This is a genomic window from Colwellia sp. 6M3, assembly GCF_014077595.1.
Lineage (GTDB): Bacteria > Pseudomonadota > Gammaproteobacteria > Enterobacterales > Alteromonadaceae > Cognaticolwellia.
Genome location: NZ_JACGWF010000092.1, coordinates 1 through 15,948 on the forward strand (window position 1 = coordinate 1; position 15,948 = coordinate 15,948).

The 15,948-nt window shown below is 36.9% G+C and carries 11 protein-coding genes and 1 pseudogene; 8 read left to right on the forward strand and 4 right to left on the reverse strand.

Annotated elements, in window-relative coordinates; translation table 11 throughout:
• The first annotated feature begins 322 nt into the window (after positions 1-322).
• The 3 genes from H4J50_RS15780 to H4J50_RS15790 all read left to right on the forward strand — a co-directional run bounded on the left by H4J50_RS15780 (position 323) and on the right by H4J50_RS15790 (position 3,673).
• Positions 323-955 (forward strand): TetR/AcrR family transcriptional regulator, encoded by a 633-nt coding sequence (locus H4J50_RS15780; protein WP_182257313.1) that lies wholly within the window; start codon positions 323-325, stop codon positions 953-955.
• Between the two features lie 8 nt (positions 956-963).
• Positions 964-2,166, forward strand: a complete 1,203-nt coding sequence (locus H4J50_RS15785; RefSeq protein ID WP_310733274.1) for an endonuclease/exonuclease/phosphatase family protein — start codon at positions 964-966, stop codon at positions 2,164-2,166.
• Between the two features lie 76 nt (positions 2,167-2,242).
• Positions 2,243-3,673, forward strand: a complete 1,431-nt coding sequence (locus tag H4J50_RS15790) for an alkaline phosphatase (protein WP_182257314.1) — start codon at positions 2,243-2,245, stop codon at positions 3,671-3,673.
• Positions 3,674-3,817: 144 nt separating this feature from the next.
• Here the strand turns inward: H4J50_RS15790 and H4J50_RS15795 are convergent, their stop codons facing one another.
• Together H4J50_RS15795 and H4J50_RS15800 are read right to left on the reverse strand one after the other, a co-directional pair.
• Positions 3,818-5,002, reverse strand: coding sequence for a cystathionine beta-lyase (locus tag H4J50_RS15795; protein WP_108456219.1), 1,185 nt, complete (start codon positions 5,000-5,002; stop codon positions 3,818-3,820).
• A 298-nt stretch (positions 5,003-5,300) separates the two neighbouring features.
• Positions 5,301-7,799: a DNA polymerase II gene (locus tag H4J50_RS15800; RefSeq protein WP_220466273.1), complete on the reverse strand. Its 2,499-nt coding sequence runs from the start codon at positions 7,797-7,799 to the stop codon at positions 5,301-5,303.
• Positions 7,800-7,882: 83 nt separating this feature from the next.
• Between H4J50_RS15800 and dinG the strand changes: the two genes are divergently transcribed.
• Positions 7,883-9,997 (forward strand): ATP-dependent DNA helicase DinG, encoded by a 2,115-nt coding sequence (gene dinG / locus H4J50_RS15805; RefSeq protein ID WP_182257315.1) that lies wholly within the window; start codon positions 7,883-7,885, stop codon positions 9,995-9,997.
• A 97-nt stretch (positions 9,998-10,094) separates the two neighbouring features.
• Here dinG and H4J50_RS15810 read toward each other — a convergent pair whose 3' ends face one another.
• A complete protein-coding gene (locus tag H4J50_RS15810) occupies positions 10,095-10,466 on the reverse strand; it encodes a VOC family protein (protein WP_108456221.1) in 372 nt (123 codons plus the stop codon).
• Between the two features lie 258 nt (positions 10,467-10,724).
• On the opposite strand from H4J50_RS15810, the gene H4J50_RS15815 reads away from it, so the two are divergent.
• On the forward strand, positions 10,725-11,150 hold the full coding sequence (locus tag H4J50_RS15815; RefSeq protein WP_108456222.1) for a MauE/DoxX family redox-associated membrane protein: 426 nt from the start codon (positions 10,725-10,727) through the stop codon (positions 11,148-11,150).
• A gap of 139 nt (positions 11,151-11,289) precedes the next feature.
• Here the strand turns inward: H4J50_RS15815 and pdsO are convergent, their stop codons facing one another.
• Entirely contained in the window at positions 11,290-12,156 is an 867-nt protein-coding gene (gene pdsO / locus H4J50_RS15820) for a sortase-associated OmpA-like protein PdsO (RefSeq protein ID WP_182257316.1), read from the reverse strand.
• A 248-nt stretch (positions 12,157-12,404) separates the two neighbouring features.
• Between pdsO and pdsR the strand changes: the two genes are divergently transcribed.
• From pdsR to H4J50_RS15835, 3 genes and pseudogenes are all read left to right on the forward strand, one after another.
• A complete protein-coding gene (pdsR, locus tag H4J50_RS15825; protein ID WP_108456224.1) occupies positions 12,405-13,118 on the forward strand; it encodes a proteobacterial dedicated sortase system response regulator in 714 nt (237 codons plus the stop codon).
• 6 nt (positions 13,119-13,124) lie between these two features.
• Positions 13,125-15,353: a proteobacterial dedicated sortase system histidine kinase gene (gene pdsS, locus H4J50_RS15830; RefSeq protein ID WP_182257317.1), complete on the forward strand. Its 2,229-nt coding sequence runs from the start codon at positions 13,125-13,127 to the stop codon at positions 15,351-15,353.
• Positions 15,354-15,642: 289 nt separating this feature from the next.
• Positions 15,643-15,948, forward strand: a pseudogene (locus H4J50_RS15835) (membrane dipeptidase); the annotation flags it as partial.

Here is a 15,948-nt window from a genome sequence, read left to right on the forward strand (position 1 = left end):
GTTTATAAAGGGCTGTGATGGTTTGCATAATTTAACCACTCGAAAAATAATTTGTTCAAACCGTTAGATTTACCAATTAAATAATACAAAACGTATTAAAACAGTGTCTTAACAAAATATTTAAATTAGACTACTCAGTTTTTAGCGAAAAAATTAAAACTAACTCGATAAAAACAGTTCATTTAATAAGTAAAACTGTAGGCAAGGCTCAAATTAGATAAATAATTTATGTTAGGTTCAGCATTCAGCTAACAAATGTCATATTAAGCCAATAAAATAGTGTTAATAAAAATATAATTATATAAATAAAAAGGTTAATCACGTGAGCAACAATACCAACAGTGAAAAGCAAGGAAGTATTCGGGCTAGAAGTGAAGCAATAATTTTAAACGCTGCACAAAAAGAATTCATCCTGCAAGGCTATAAAGGCGCAACAGTTCAGTCTATTGCTGATAATGCTGGGTTACCTAAAGCTAACGTATTGTATTACTTTAAAAATAAAGAAAATATATATCACGCTGTTTTACAATTAACATTAGATACCTGGGATCAAGGCATTGGTGAACTTGATATTAATGACGGCCCTGTTGTTGCTATCGAAAAATTTATTGCATCAAAGGTTAAAATGTCTTTTGAGCATCCAGAAGCCTCTAAAATTTATGCGATGGAAATCATACAAGGCGCATTACACTTAAAAGAATTTGCTCGTACGTATCTGCGCCAGTGGGTGAGAGAAAAAGCTAAGGTGTTTCAAGTTTGGATTGATAGTGGTGAAATGAAAGATGTTGATCCCATTAAACTTATATTCTTAATTTGGTCATCTACCCAACATTATGCTGACTTTGAGCAACAAGTGTTAACCATCATGAATCGTGCAGATTATGAAGAAGATGATATTACCCAAGTCACTGAGTTTTTAACTGACTTTATATTACGTGGTTGTGGGTTAAAGTAGGAAATCTTATGAAAGTATTTATAAACTCATTAGCAACAGCGTTGTTGATATATTCAGGTATAACAATGGCAGGTACAGCAAACAACACACCTTCAACCCTTCGCATCGCTACATTTAATGTCAGTATGGAAGCTTTAAATTATTTACCTTCTGAATTAGGCAAAGAAGTTAAGCCAAACGGAAATGAATTGGCTGAAGCATTAGCTCAAAACCATCAACAAATTAGAAATATTGCAGAGATTATTCAACGAATTAATCCAGATATTATTTTATTAAATGAATTTGACTCAAATGATGAAAGCCATCAATCATTAAAGCTGTTCATATCGCAATACTTAGCGAAAAGCCAACAAGGTGAAAACGCAATAACCTATCCTTACTTCTATCAGGGTCCTGTTAATACGGGTGTTGCTTCTGGATTTGATTTCAATAATGACAATAAAATAGGTGAACTGCCTAACGATGCCTTTGGCTACGGACTTTTTTCAGGGCATTTTGGCATGGCATTATTATCTAAATATCCCATTGTTAAAGATAAAATTAGAACATTCCAATTATTTAAATGGCGCGATATGCCAAATGCCATGATGCCAATTAATCCTGAAACTAAAACATCTTGGTATAACGAAAAAGCCTGGAATAACTTCCGATTATCCTCTAAATCTCATTGGGATATTCCATTAAATGTTAATGGCGAAGAGCTACATATTTTAGCAAGTCACCCTACTCCACCAGTATTTGACGGACCAGAAGATCGAAACGGTAAACGAAACTTTGATGAGATACGTTTTTGGATTGATTACCTAACACCAACTGACGCTAGCTATATTTACGATGATAATAATAACCTTGGCGGTCTTGCTGAAGATAAAGCCTTTGTTATTTTAGGTGACTTAAATGCAGATGCCGTTGATGGAAATGCCATTAAATCGGGTATTGAGCAACTAATTACACATACTCGTGTAAGTGATCCTAAGCCTACAAGCCAAGGTGGAAAACTACACAGAAAAGATAACCCAAACGCAAAAAACCATACAGCATACTGGGGCATGCGAGCCGATTATGCGCTGCCATCTAAAGCGCAACTAAATATTGTTGGCTCTGGTATATTTTGGCCAACAAAAGTTGAGCCTGAATTTAGATTAATAAAAGACCGTGCAGCTTCATCTGATCACCGACTTGTTTGGGTTGATGTCGCTTTTAAACAATAATTCTCATCATCAATAACGGTTTAATAACTATATGGTTAAACCGTTGAATTTAAATATAAAGTTAGCGGATATAACTATGAAAAAATTCATTCCAACATTATTAACCAGCCTTTTGATAATGTCTTGTACTCAACTTCAAGCAACTCAAGAATCTCCAGAAAATACAATGACTGATAACATGCCTAAAAATATCATCATGGTAGTGGGCGATGGCATGGGGCCTGCTTTTACAAGTGCTTATAGATATTATAACGACGATCCCAATACACCTGAAATTGAACAAACAGTATTTGACCGTAACTTTACCGGCACAAGTAGCACTTACCCTGATCCTGAATCGGGTTACGTAACAGACTCTGCGGCCAGTGCTACCGCTTTATCTACAGGCATTAAAACTTACAATAATGCGATAGGTTTAGATATTAACAGAGAGCCTATTGAAACCGTTTTAGAATATGCAAAGAAACAAGGTAAAAAAACGGGTGTTGTAGTTACCGTGCAAATAAATCACGCCACCCCTGCTTCTTACTTAGCCCATAATGTTCACCGTTATAACTATAACGCTATCGCAGATAGTTATATTGATGACGGCATAAAAGCAGACTTATATTTAGGTGGCGGTTTACAATATTTTATTCGTGAAGACCGCAATCTAGTCGAAGAGTTTATAGCGTCAGGTTTTCACTATATTGATAAATATAGCGAAATAGCATCAATCCCTAAAGACAAACCGGTATTAGGTTTATTTGATAAAACCAATTTACCTTGGGCTTTAGATGATACCAATAAACATCGTTTATCAATGATGACTAAAGCGGCAATTAAGCAACTAGAAAACAAAAATGGTTATTTTATGCTAGTAGAGGGAAGCCAAATTGATTATGGCGGGCATGCAAGAGATATTGCAGCTGCGATGGCAGAAATGGACGATTTAGCAAAAACTCTTGAATACCTTGAAAGCTATGTCGCACAAAATCCAGATACATTAGTCGTGATCACAGCAGATCACAGCACTGGCGGTTTAACCATAGGTAAGAAAACCGAACGTACTGACCCAAACATTAATAGTAAATATTTATGGCGTCCTGAGTTTATAAGAGCCATGACCATCTCTCCACAAGCGATGGCAATAAAGTTTACTGATAATGAATTAAGCTTAGAAAATATGAATAAGCTGATGACTTTTGATATTACAGAAGCTGACATTATCAATATGAAACAAGCTAAACTTATTGATCAAGATATTATTAAGCAATTTAACTTACTCTCTAGTGCCGATAAAAAAGGCAAAAGAGCACCAAGACCTTATCAATCTGTACTTAATGTGATTACTAAAATAATTGATGTGAAAACAAACACCGGCTGGGGTTCAATTAGCCCATCAGGCACTCATACCGGTATCGATGTACCTGTTTTTGCATTTGGTAAAGGCAGTGAAAACTTTAACGGCTTTCAAGACAATACCGATATCGCTAAGAAAATTTTCACCTTGTTGGGAAAGAAATAATACCAAGTAGACAAAATACATCTTGTCATTATTTTAAAGTCTAATAAAAAACGCCGAGTAAATTACTCGGCGTTTTTATTTGAAAATATTATAGTTACTAACCTTATAGTTAATAACTCTCTTATGATGGTTTTGTTTTTACTGCTAAGACTCCTGATTCAAAACATCATTAAAGCGTGCAAAGCCTTGTTCTAAATCTGCAATTAAATCATCAACATTTTCCAAGCCGACATGTAAACGTATTAGCGGAAATTTATAAGGCCAGTTAGTGACTGTTCTCATTTTGTTAACGTTTGAGATACCTAATATAAGACTTTCAAAACCGCCCCACGAATAACCCATTTTGAAATGTTCCATACCATCTAAAAGTGCCGTTAATGCTTCATTATTCCCTTTATTTAACACAAAGGAGAATAAACCGTTAGCGCCGGTAAAGTCGCGTTTAAACTCTTCATGGCCAGGACACGATGGCAGTGCAGGATGTAATATGGTTTCAACTTCACTGCGTGATGCTAACCAATCAGCAATTTTAAGTGCACTGGTTTCATGTTGCTGTAAACGCACGCTTAAGGTTCTAATACCACGCATAGCAAGGTATAAATCATCAGGTGAGGTACATTGCCCCATGATATAACTGCTTTCACGTAACTGCGGCCAATGTTCTTCGGTAGCAGTTGCTGTGCCCAACATCACATCTGAATGGCCAACTATGTACTTAGTTGCAGCTTGTATTGAAACATCTACACCATAATCAAAAGGTTGAAAATTAACCCCTGCTGACCAAGTATTATCTAACATAACAATACAGCCATGACGATGCGCTACTTCAGCTATAGCAGGTACATCTTGTATTTCCATCGTTATTGAGCCCGGAGATTCAAGAAAAACAACACGAGTGTTTGGTTTAATTAATGATTCAATGCCCTTGCCAATTAAAGGATCGTAATAAGTGGTTTCAATATTGAGTTTGGCTAATATTTTATCGCAATAATCACGAGTGGGTTCGTAAGCAGTATCAACCATTAAAATATGATCGCCCGTTTTAACAAACGCCAATATTGCATTAGTAATAGCTGCAGTGCCTGAAGGATATAACGCACAACCTGCACCGCCCTCTAAATCTGTCATAGCATCGCAAAATGCGAATGAAGTTGATGTGCCGCGTCTGCCATAAAACAACACCTGATTAGTTTTATTAGCCGTGGCATGCTTCATTTCTTTCACTGAATTAAAAACCACCGTTGAAGCGCGCTCAACAGGAGGATTAACAACACCACGTGTCCATTGCTTTTTACGACCAGCATTAATGAGTTTGGTTTCTTTTTTCATTATAAATTCCATTCCACGGTTATTTTCATATATCGAATACTTAGCTAAAAATCGTTCTAAAGTCATTAGGGACAATGTATTAATAGTTAAACAATAAACATTTACACTAAAGTTTAAAAACCAATATAGCTATCTAGCCATCTATAATTGTTTATAACGTGAATCAGTTAAATAAGCACGTTTTATTTTGACATAACTTAGTTGTCATACTTCTTAAGCACAGTTAAAGATAATTTTTAAATCACTGGCGCATATAGCGCAGAAGGTAAGTTATGGTTAGCAATAAATGCTATTAGCGCTATAGGCGTTCAAATAAATTCATTTGGCTGTTGGTTATTTCATCAAAGCTTGTGCTAATAAATGGCAAAATAGCATCTGCTACCGCTAACAACTGACGATCAATGTAAAATTGATAATCTAAAGCAGCACTTTGACAGCCCTTAGCTTGTGGACCATTGATAGTCATAACATACTCTATCCAGCCTTTATTTTGGTATTTCATAGGTTTACCTTGCTGCTGGTATATTTCATCCGCTAACCTTGCTGCGCGAACATGGGGAGGTACATTTTTAACATAAAGCTCAAGTTTTCGTCTCAAACGTTTACGATAGTAAAGTAACTCGTCATGTTTTCCTGCTAGCGTATCGACAACCATTTGTTTTATATATTCAACAACTGGCTCATTATTAAATATTTTCCAATACAAGGTACGTTGAAACTGTTTCGCCAATTCAGTCCAATCGGTGCGAACACTTTCCAAACCTTTAAACACTAATTGTTGTTCTTCGCCTTTTTGCACTAAACCAGCATAGCGCTTTTTAGTCCCCACATCTTGGCCACGAATAGTTGGCATTAAAAATTTAATAAAATGGGTTTCAAATTCAATTTCAAGCTCACTGACAATATTGAATTGTTCTAAAAGCAAAGCTTGCCATTTTTCATTAATGTAAGCTTGTAACATTTTGCCAAGTGCCCTGCTATTTTCAGCACTTTGATCATCACCAACATGAACAAATATCGAGTCGGTATCGCCGTAAATAACTTGATAACCTTTAGCTTCTATCCATAATTTGGTGGTTTTTAAAATGCTATGGCTGCGTTTCGTAATTGAGCCTGATAAACGGGGATCAAAAAATCGACACCCTGTTGATCCTAAAATGCCGTAAAAAGAGTTCATGATAATTTTTATCGCTTGCGACAACGCCGCGTTTTTATCTTTTTTCGCTATATCACGCTCTTTCCAAAGCTCGGTGATAATATCAGGTAGAAAATGCTTTTCTCTTGAGAAATATGCACCATCAAAGCCCTCTATTGCTGTTTCTGGCGACTTTAAACCTTCAATCAAGCCCATAGGGTCAATATTGAAACTTCGAATAATACTGGGGTACAGGCTTTTAAAATCTAACACTAATACATTTTTATAAAGCCCTGGGGTCGAATCCATAACAAAGCCGCCTGGCGATTCAAAGCCTTGATCGCCATCCCCCATATTGGGCGCTACATAACCACTACGATGTAACTTCGGCAAATATAAGTTGGTAAATGCCGCTACAGAGCCACCCATTCGATCAATAGATAACCCGGTTAGCTGAGCTCTGAGCATGGCGAATTCTAATAGTTGCGTATGCTTAAAAATCAGAACCACTAAGCGACAATCTTCGAGGTTGTATGCTGCTAGTGCCGTTTTATTATGATGAAAGTTGTCGGTTATCTCTTGTAATCTGTTATCAACATCGTCAACTTTTTTACCTATGCCGAGCAAAGTATTAGCGACATTATCGAGTGAAAAGCTAGGGAAGTTATACGTGGCGGTTTTTAATAAATCGATACCATCAAGTATCACACGACCATTAATCTCGATAAACTGCTGTTCACTAGCTTTGTTCGTGCGCCAATAAGGCGTTTTCCCATCTCGCCCTATGGCAAACTTAATATTGTGTAAATCGTAGCGTTTTTGTAACAGGTTAAAATCAAAGTTGATCACGTTCCAACCAATAATAATATCGGGGTCGTGCTGAGTAAACCATGCTAATAAATTCAACAGTAATTGCTGCTCATCAGCAAGCCATAAAATATCAACATCACAATGTTTAATTTTCTCATTTGCTATTTCTTGTTCATTGGCAATCATCATAACTTGCTGACAATGCTCGCTATATAAACCAATAGAATATAATTCTCCCGACATTGAACATTCAATATCGAGTGAAACTGTTGAGAGTGTAATGTCAGATTGCTGTGCTTTATCTAGTGGTTTACATTTCACCCTTTCATAGCGTCGATAGCGTTGATTGCTGGTTTGTTTTTGAGAGTGGTATTGAGTATGAGTATGATTTTGGCTCAGTTTTAACTGTGATTGTTGTCCTGCAAAAGTAATGTCAGCGGTAATAAAACGCTCCATTAAAAAGCGATCATCGGGACGAATATCATCTTCGTAACATTTAACACCTTTTTGTTTTAATGCTTCTCGAGCCTGATAAAACGCTTTTAAGGTTAAAAAATAAACCGCGGCAACCTTTACTTGCTTAAATGTTTTTAGTGCCAGTGGTTTTATTTCGTCGACGTTAATGCCTTGATTGGCCAAAATATCGCTAGCATGATTTACATCACTTACCTCAACAAAAAAAACAGCTCGTTCATTATCAATAATCAGTTGCACAGGGCCTTGTGGCGTTTTCAGCCATAACGTTATTTCAATATGATTATTACGATCGCTAGCGCTGCGGGTTAAAAGAAAACCGCGTTTATTATCTATCGACTCAACGAGCTGAGGAATTTGATCAGGAGAAAGTTGCATTAATGGTTCTAATTATTCATAACAAACTGTTAATATATACAGCAGTGTAAATCATCTATTGTCGATAGGAAACTACAGCCGCGATGTTAAGCGATAAAATTAAGCAAGTTATTCGAACCTCCTACAAAGCTATAGGTGAAAACCTGACCAACTTTAACCCGCGCAAGCAGCAAACCTTCTTAATTGCTGAAATTGCTAAAACCCTTGCCGGTGATTACGATAAAGTACGTAAAATCATTACTATTGAAGCTGGCACCGGAACGGGTAAGTCACTAGCCTACGCATTAGGCTCTATTCCATTAGCATTAAGTCGCAATAAAAAAGTCTGTATCGCTACGGCAACTGTGGCTTTGCAAGAGCAATTAGTGGATAAAGATTTACCGTTTTTAAAAAAACACAGTGGTTTAGACTTCACCTTTACGCTAGCAAAAGGTCGACAACGTTATGTTTGTCGACAAAAACTCGCGCAAGCGGTGGCAAATGACGATAGCCCACAAGCAGGTTTTACTTTTGCTGAAAAACCTCAAGCCAATGATATTCGCACCTTAATTAAAATGCATAAAGCACTGACTGATAATACCTGGCCTGGCGATATTGATGCATGGCCAGAGCCAATTAATCATCAAATTTGGCAACAAATACAAGCTGACAAACACAGCTGTTTAAAACATTTATCTGAACACAGTCATTGCCCATTTCATAAAGCTAGAGAGAGCATGGAAGCAGCTGATGTTATAGTGGTTAACCACAGTTTGTTACTCGCAGATTTAGAGCTTGGTGGCGGTCGAATATTATCTGCTCCTGAAGATACTTTCTACATAATTGATGAAGCGCACCACTTACCAAAGGTAACGCGTGACCATTCTAGCGCAAGCATGACCATCAAGGGAGCCATTGACTGGCTTAGTAAGTTGCAAGAAACCGGTGATAAAATAGCAAAACTGGTTAAATCGAACAGCGCTATATCACCCTCTATAAAATTAGCAGATGATTGCCAAGACATTTTAGCCGACATGCAAAAAGTATTAAGCTTTATTGACAATAATCGCAGTATTTATTTTCACCAACCGACATCAAATAGCAGTAATAAACAAAGTCAAAATCAAGCGCTTCAATACCGTTTTGAAAACGGTATTATTCCAAAAACACTAAAAAATTGGGCAGAAGATTTAACGGACAGTTCGAAGAAATGTTTAGCGCATTTAAACAAGCTTTATAACTTGTTAATGGAGTCGGTAAAAGACGGCGATACACAAATGTATTTAGCTGAGCCTTTATTAGCTGAGTCGGGATTTATGATACAGCGCTTAGAAAACTTTAATTCGCTTTGGCAAATGTACGCTAAAACCGATAGTGAAAAAGGTGCGCCAATGGCACGTTGGTTAGAGCAAATAGAAGGTAAACGAAGTGACTACTTAATTAGCGGTTCACCGATTGAAGTAGGCTTTACCTTAGAAGATATGCTTTGGTCAAAATGTGAAGGCGCGGTATTGTGCTCTGCCACTATTTTAGCCTTAAACTCTTTTGACCATTTTCGTCGTCAAGCAGGTTTAAGAACCGATGATGGCAGCCAATACCAAAAAGTTGATTCGCCTTTTGATTATCAAAATAATGCGCAACTTATTATACCTAAAATGCAATATGAGCCCAGTGCAGAGCCTTTTACAGACGAACTTATCGCTAAATTACCTGAGCAAATCAAACGTGGTAAAGCAACATTAGTTTTGTTTTCGTCATATTGGCAGATGGACAAAGTGGTTACCGCCCTGCGAGAACAAACTGAACTTAGTATATTAGTGCAAGGTGAACAATCTCGACAAAAAATTATTGAAACCCATAAAGCGCTTTGTGATAAAAAACAAGACAGTATTATTTTTGGCACACAAAGTTTTTCAGAAGGCCTAGATTTACCCGGTGAATACCTGACTAACGTTATTATTACAAAACTCCCTTTTTCAGTGCCATCATCACCGGTAGAAGAAGCACAGGCCGAATACATTATTGCTAAAGGTGGGAATCCGTTTATGTCTATTTCGGTGCCTGAAACCTCGAAAAAGCTCATTCAGGCTACAGGTCGCTTACTACGCAACGAAAAAGATTACGGTGTTATTGTGTTAATGGATAGACGTTTGGTAAATAAGCGCTACGGTAAGGATTTACTCAACTCTTTACCACCATTTAAACGTGTTATTGAATAGTTACTCATCAGCTAGGTTATTGCCTTGGTAAAAGGTGTTGACCTTTAAATGTAAAATGCATGTACATTAAGCACTAATGGCATACTGGTACTAAAATTTAGCGATGTTGATCAATAAGAATGGCATTACCATCAGGGTCTACGAATGAAAAACTCGCGGGCCCTTGTTCACCCTCAACATTTTGATGACTAACCTCTATGCCTTGTGCTTTCACTTTGGCGAGCAAGTCTCTAGCATCAGTAAAATCATCAAGGGCTTGAGCGTTATGATCCCACCCCGGATTAAAGGTTAAAATATTTCCTTCAAACATACCTTGAAAAAGGCCAATATTGGTCGTGCCGTTTTTCATAATTAAAAACCGCTGTGATATTTCGCCAGCAAAGACACTAAAGCCTAACTTTTCATAAAAGTCTCGTGAGACTTGTAAGTCTTTCACTGCCAAACTAATTGAAAAACAATCTAACTTCATCATTATCTCCAAAAAAAAAAAATATTTATCTAGCCCGCTACTACCTTATATTTAGATAAATTAAGTATGCAGAGCAGACAAAACCGTTTCCAGATCAGCATTAATGATTAAACAATAGCGTATTACGAGTAAAAATCGATCAAAAAAGCACATTAAATAAACTTTTTAAAATAAAATTAAAATTCATGAAATTTATACACTAGAACTCGGTCTTTTAGCTTTGTTACCAACATTTTTTATTAATTTTGAGGAATTTACATGTCGACAGATACTACCCTAGCCAACAATAACTTACAGAGCAACCTACAATGGTCATTACTACTTTTACGCGTAGGTGTTTTCATCGTGATGTTTGTTTGGACGCTAGATAAATTTGTTAACCCTGCTCATAGCATTAAAATATTCGAGCATTTTTATAACATCAGTGGATTTAATGACGTAATTGCTTATGTACTAGGTGCATTACAATTAGTGCTAGTTATGGCTTTTTTATTCGGTATTAAAAAGCGCTTAACATACGGTTTAATTCTACTAATGCATGCTGGTTCTACATTCTCAGCTTATGCACAATATTATGACGCTTTTAATAATTTATTATTTTTCGCCGCTTGGCCGATGCTAGCAGCATGTGCAGCTTTATATATATTACGTGATGCTGATACTAAGTTTACATTAGGTAAATAGACACTCCCTTAGGTTTTTATTTAATAAGCTAGATAAATACATACCTCTGATTGTTTAACCCTGATGAAAATAAAAAGCCAAGGTCTACACCTTGGCTTTTCTATATCTGCTAGCAAACTCAAAACAATTTAATTGTCCCTTAAAAGTTCTTTGCCGTTTGTGAATTATCAACCTTGTTATCTTCAAATGCTATCGCCGTATTTTTCAGTTTAATAACAACTCTTCTATCATAAAAACTGACTTCTTTATCGGTTGATGCAACAACAGATTGTTGTTCACCAAAAGCAAATAGGCTAATACGTTCGGCTGATACACCTTGATCAATAAGCGCATTTTTCACCGCATTAATTCGTGCTAATGAAAGTGCCTGATTTAATTCATCACTGCCTTGCTTATCGGTATAGCCAGAAAGATCTAAGGTCAAGTTAGGTGACTGTTGAACAATGCTCGCTAAACTTGCAATTTGCTCTTGGTAATGCGGTTTTATTTCACTTGAACCTGTTGAAAATTGTAAACTCATTAGCAAGTTTTGAGCCTGTAACAAACTCGCCGCTTGGTAATTTTTCTCTAACGCAAATAACTTGGTTTCATAACGTTGCTCTGCTTGCTCAATTTTTTCTTGATAACGCGCTAATGATGTTGCATTACTTTCTTTCTCTGCTTCATATGCGACTGACAAATGATCAATCTCATCTGTCGCATTAATATTTTTTGCAATCATATTACCGGCTATACCTGTAATAAAAGCACCAACAGGGCCTCCTAAAATTGCGCCAATAATCATACCTGTACCAAAGCCTATTTCTTCTTTTATTTCTGCAGAGCGCTCCTGTTCCGCCTTTTGCTGTGTTGTTGCTTCAACAGTATTAGCAAATACAGGACTTACCGTTAACACTGAAATTAATGCGACGTTAATTAACGTTTTTGTCACACCTGTACTCTGCTGGCTTTTATTTACGGTTAATGATGCTTTGCTTAATGGATTTGTTGTTAATGAATTTTTCATTTTAATTCTCTCGTCGGTTATGTGCTTAATAAATAATTGCTAACTTTGGATTTAATTAGCTACTTTGTTTTGATGATGTTATTAAAACCCACAAATACGACGACTAGAGGACGCAAAAATGACAATTCACTGAGCAAATGTGGCAACATTATGGCAATTACAACATTTAGCAGCATCAGTGCTGTTTATTCGATATTATTTACCCCAGATAATTAAAAGTAGTTAGCCAAAACACATAAAGGATAAACATGTCGAAACGGATCGCTATTGTCGAAGACGATGCTGCCATTAGAGAAAACTACGCTGATGTATTGCGCATGCAAGGCTATCAGGTACAAACCTATGCCAATAAAAATAGCGCAATAGAAGCATTTAACTTACGTTTGCCCAATTTAGCCATTTTAGATATAGGTCTTGAGCACGAATACGACGCAGGTTTTGAGTTGTGCCAATGGCTAAGATCAAAGTCGACTACTTTACCTATCATATTTTTAACTGCTCGCGATAGCGACGTAGACACTGTTTCAGGTTTACGTATTGGTGCTGACGACTACCTAACAAAAGATATAAGCTTACCGCACTTATCAGCACGGATAGCCGCACTATTTCGACGCCAAGACGCTTTAGGTAAGCCACAACAGGTAGATCACATGCTAACTATTGGGCCACTAACAATAGATAGTCAACGCATGACCATTCAATGGAAAGATCAGCACGTAGAATTAACCATTACTGAATTTTGGATGTTGTTTGCCCTAGCAAAACATCCAGGACATGTGAAAAACCGTAGTCAGTTAATGCAAGATTCAAAAATATATGTTGATGACTCCACCATTACTTCACATATCAAACGAATTCGTAAAAAGTTTAACCAACTTGATGGTGACTTTAATTGTATTGAAACAGTCTATGGCATGGGCTATCGCTGGAATCAAACAACGATAGCATCAACAGGTAGCTAAATAGATATGGCAATGAAGTGGCGTTTTGGCTTAAGAAGTAAGCTGCTATTATTATCTGGTTTTTTATTCACCATTCCTTGGTTTGGCTACCAGTATGTCTGGGAAATGGAAAAATACTTACGCTACGGCCAAGAGCAAACCATTATAGGTACCGCAAGAGCACTCGCAACTGCGATGCATGAACGCGCCAATTTATTTAATAATCAAGCGAGCTTTTTACCCAGTGTAGAAAAAGGTAAAGACCTCTACAGTTATGGCTTGTCAGCACCCATTCAACTCGATGGCTTAAATCAAGATTGGCCCGACTTTGCCAATAAAGCGCATTTTTATCAACAAAACAATCAGCTTTATAGCCAATTAACCCCTGAGCAATTATCAATAAACTTTACTGCTGCAGTTGGTACTTACGGTAAATATTTATATTTATACTTTGTAGTAATCGACGACAAGGTTATTTATCGCGACAGCAATGCACGAAGTATTGTAAATAATGATCATTTAGAACTTGCCTTTATCAATCCGCAAAATGTGTTTAGTCGTTTTATTATCAGCAATAAAACCACCGGCTGGATTGACGCTTATCGCATTACAGATATCACAGATGACATACCTGTTCCGGCGAGACAAATTCAAGGTCATTGGCGCGATACACCACAAGGTTATAATGTTGAAGTACGCGTGCCATTAACTGAGTTTAACGACAACATTGCCTTTGCTGTGCACGATGTTGATAGCCCATTAGGTGTAATCGAAGCATCTCTTGGCTCAGCAGACCCAAGTTCGGCAGAAACTTTAGGTACTATTTTAGTGCCCTCACCTGAAATTGAGCGCATTGTTAAGGGTATGAGTTACACCAATTCAAGCATTTGGGTTGTTGATCAACATCACCGTGTATTAGCCACTACGGGGAATATTAAAAAAGCCAATGGCGTGTGGAATAAACGCGTAAACCTAGATAACCAACGTGAAGATAATGCGGATACCAGTTTTATCTATTCAGTTTGGTTAACCTTTGAAAACAATATACTCAAGCCGCTTTACGAAATAATACTCACCCAACCACCGCGTAACTTTATTGACCAACTCTATGATTCAGAAAATCTCACTGGTAAACATATTGAAAGTGCTTTAGCGGGTGAGCCTATGTCGCAATGGCGTTTGAGTACCGACCAACAAGCGGTGGTGCTATCAGCTGCCTACCCTATTTTTATTGACGAACATGTAAAAGGTGCTGTGATTGTTGAAGAAACAACGAATGGTATTCGCACTTTGAGAAATCAAGCGTTAGAAAAACTGTTCAGCTCTATTTTAGCTATTATGTTATTGGGCGCTTTGGCATTTTTCTTGTTTGCATCACGTATTTCAAACCGCATTAGAACCTTAAGCAATCAAGCTGAAATGGCAATTGACGAACATGGTCGTATCAGCGGTAATGTTGATACTTCAACTACTAACGACGAAATTGGCGATTTATCACGGAGTTTTTCAACCGCGGTTAATCGACTTGGGCAATATAATCATTATTTAGAAAACATGTCGTCGCGTTTATCACATGAACTGCGTACACCTATTGCCGTGGTTCGTACATCGTTAGAAACTTTAGCTATTCAACAACAAACCTTAAGTTCACAAAACCTAAATAATGAAAACGGGCAAACTACTGAGAATGAAAACCCGTATTTAGTGCGTGCACAACACGGTATTGAACGATTAAGTTTAATTTTAACCAATATGAATGAAGCAACGCGCATTGAGCAAATGCTACAAAATACCGATAAAACCTTATTCGACTTGGCCCCTGTTTTTAATGGCTGTATGCAAGGGTATCGTTTGATCTATCCAAACATAAACTTTGCATTTAACGATATTTCATCGGCAAAGTTAAAAGTATTAGGTTCACCTGAGCACATAGCGCAACTATTAGATAAAGTTATCGCTAATGCCGTCGAGTTTTCTAATGATGCAAATGTAGAAGTCAGCGTTAAAGAGTCAAATCAACAAGTAATATTAACCATTAGTAATAATGGTGAGTTATTGCCTGAGCAAATGAGTGAACAGCTATTTGACTCTATGGTATCCATTAGAACAAAACACAATAATGAACAGCCTCATTTAGGCTTAGGCTTATACATAGCTCGGTTAATTTGCCAGTTTCATAATGGCACAATTAAGGCAGTGAATAAGCAAAATGCACAAGGTGTAGATGTTTTAATAAAATTGCCTTTGGTTAAATAAAGCTTAAATTTAGAGTCTGTTTATCGTCGGTAAAGATGAAATAAGTCTTTAATGACTTTTATTAATAATAAATTATATTAATAAAAGTCTCATTTAACTCAATCAAGGTTGATGTAATTTATAACCTGTTTACTTTAAGCAACAAGAATTAACAGCTACCAAGTTGTATTCTAACTTCTATAATAAAGTAAATTGATCACTCGACAGACTATCGAATTAGGATAATAGTCATGCCGATAATTTGAATGTTATAAAAAGTATTTTTCGATATTAAAAGGATGAATTAACAATGAATAAGCAACTATCGATCACCATCGTTATAGCTTTGTTACTTAATACTGTTAGCACAGTGGCGAACTCAACACAGCTAACAGCTAAGGAGTTGGCGAAAAAAGCCATCATTGTTGATACACACATTGATGCCCCTAGCAAGTTACTTGCTGAGTGGCGTGACCTTGGCTCCATTACACCTAATCGTGAATTTGATTACTCAAGCGCTTATTCTGGCGGCCTTAATGTTGCTTTTATGTCAATTTACACTTCAGCTAGTGATGATCAACAAGGGAAAGCAAAACAAAATGCTCATATCCAGATT

What these genes read in the sequence shown, in the direction of transcription:
- H4J50_RS15785 (WP_310733274.1), top strand. Translation starts at nt 964, where the DNA reads ATGAAAGTATTTATAAACTCATTAGCAACAGCGTTGTTGATATATTCA.
- H4J50_RS15790 (WP_182257314.1), top strand. Translation starts at nt 2,243, where the DNA reads ATGAAAAAATTCATTCCAACATTATTAACCAGCCTTTTGATAATGTCT.
- H4J50_RS15795 (WP_108456219.1), bottom strand. Translation starts at nt 5,002, where the DNA reads ATGAAAAAAGAAACCAAACTCATTAATGCTGGTCGTAAAAAGCAATGG.
- H4J50_RS15800 (WP_220466273.1), bottom strand. Translation starts at nt 7,799, where the DNA reads ATGCAACTTTCTCCTGATCAAATTCCTCAGCTCGTTGAGTCGATAGAT.
- dinG (WP_182257315.1), top strand. Translation starts at nt 7,883, where the DNA reads ATGTTAAGCGATAAAATTAAGCAAGTTATTCGAACCTCCTACAAAGCT.
- H4J50_RS15810 (WP_108456221.1), bottom strand. Translation starts at nt 10,466, where the DNA reads ATGAAGTTAGATTGTTTTTCAATTAGTTTGGCAGTGAAAGACTTACAA.
- H4J50_RS15815 (WP_108456222.1), top strand. Translation starts at nt 10,725, where the DNA reads ATGTCGACAGATACTACCCTAGCCAACAATAACTTACAGAGCAACCTA.
- pdsO (WP_182257316.1), bottom strand. Translation starts at nt 12,156, where the DNA reads ATGAAAAATTCATTAACAACAAATCCATTAAGCAAAGCATCATTAACC.
- pdsR (WP_108456224.1), top strand. Translation starts at nt 12,405, where the DNA reads ATGTCGAAACGGATCGCTATTGTCGAAGACGATGCTGCCATTAGAGAA.
- pdsS (WP_182257317.1), top strand. Translation starts at nt 13,125, where the DNA reads ATGGCAATGAAGTGGCGTTTTGGCTTAAGAAGTAAGCTGCTATTATTA.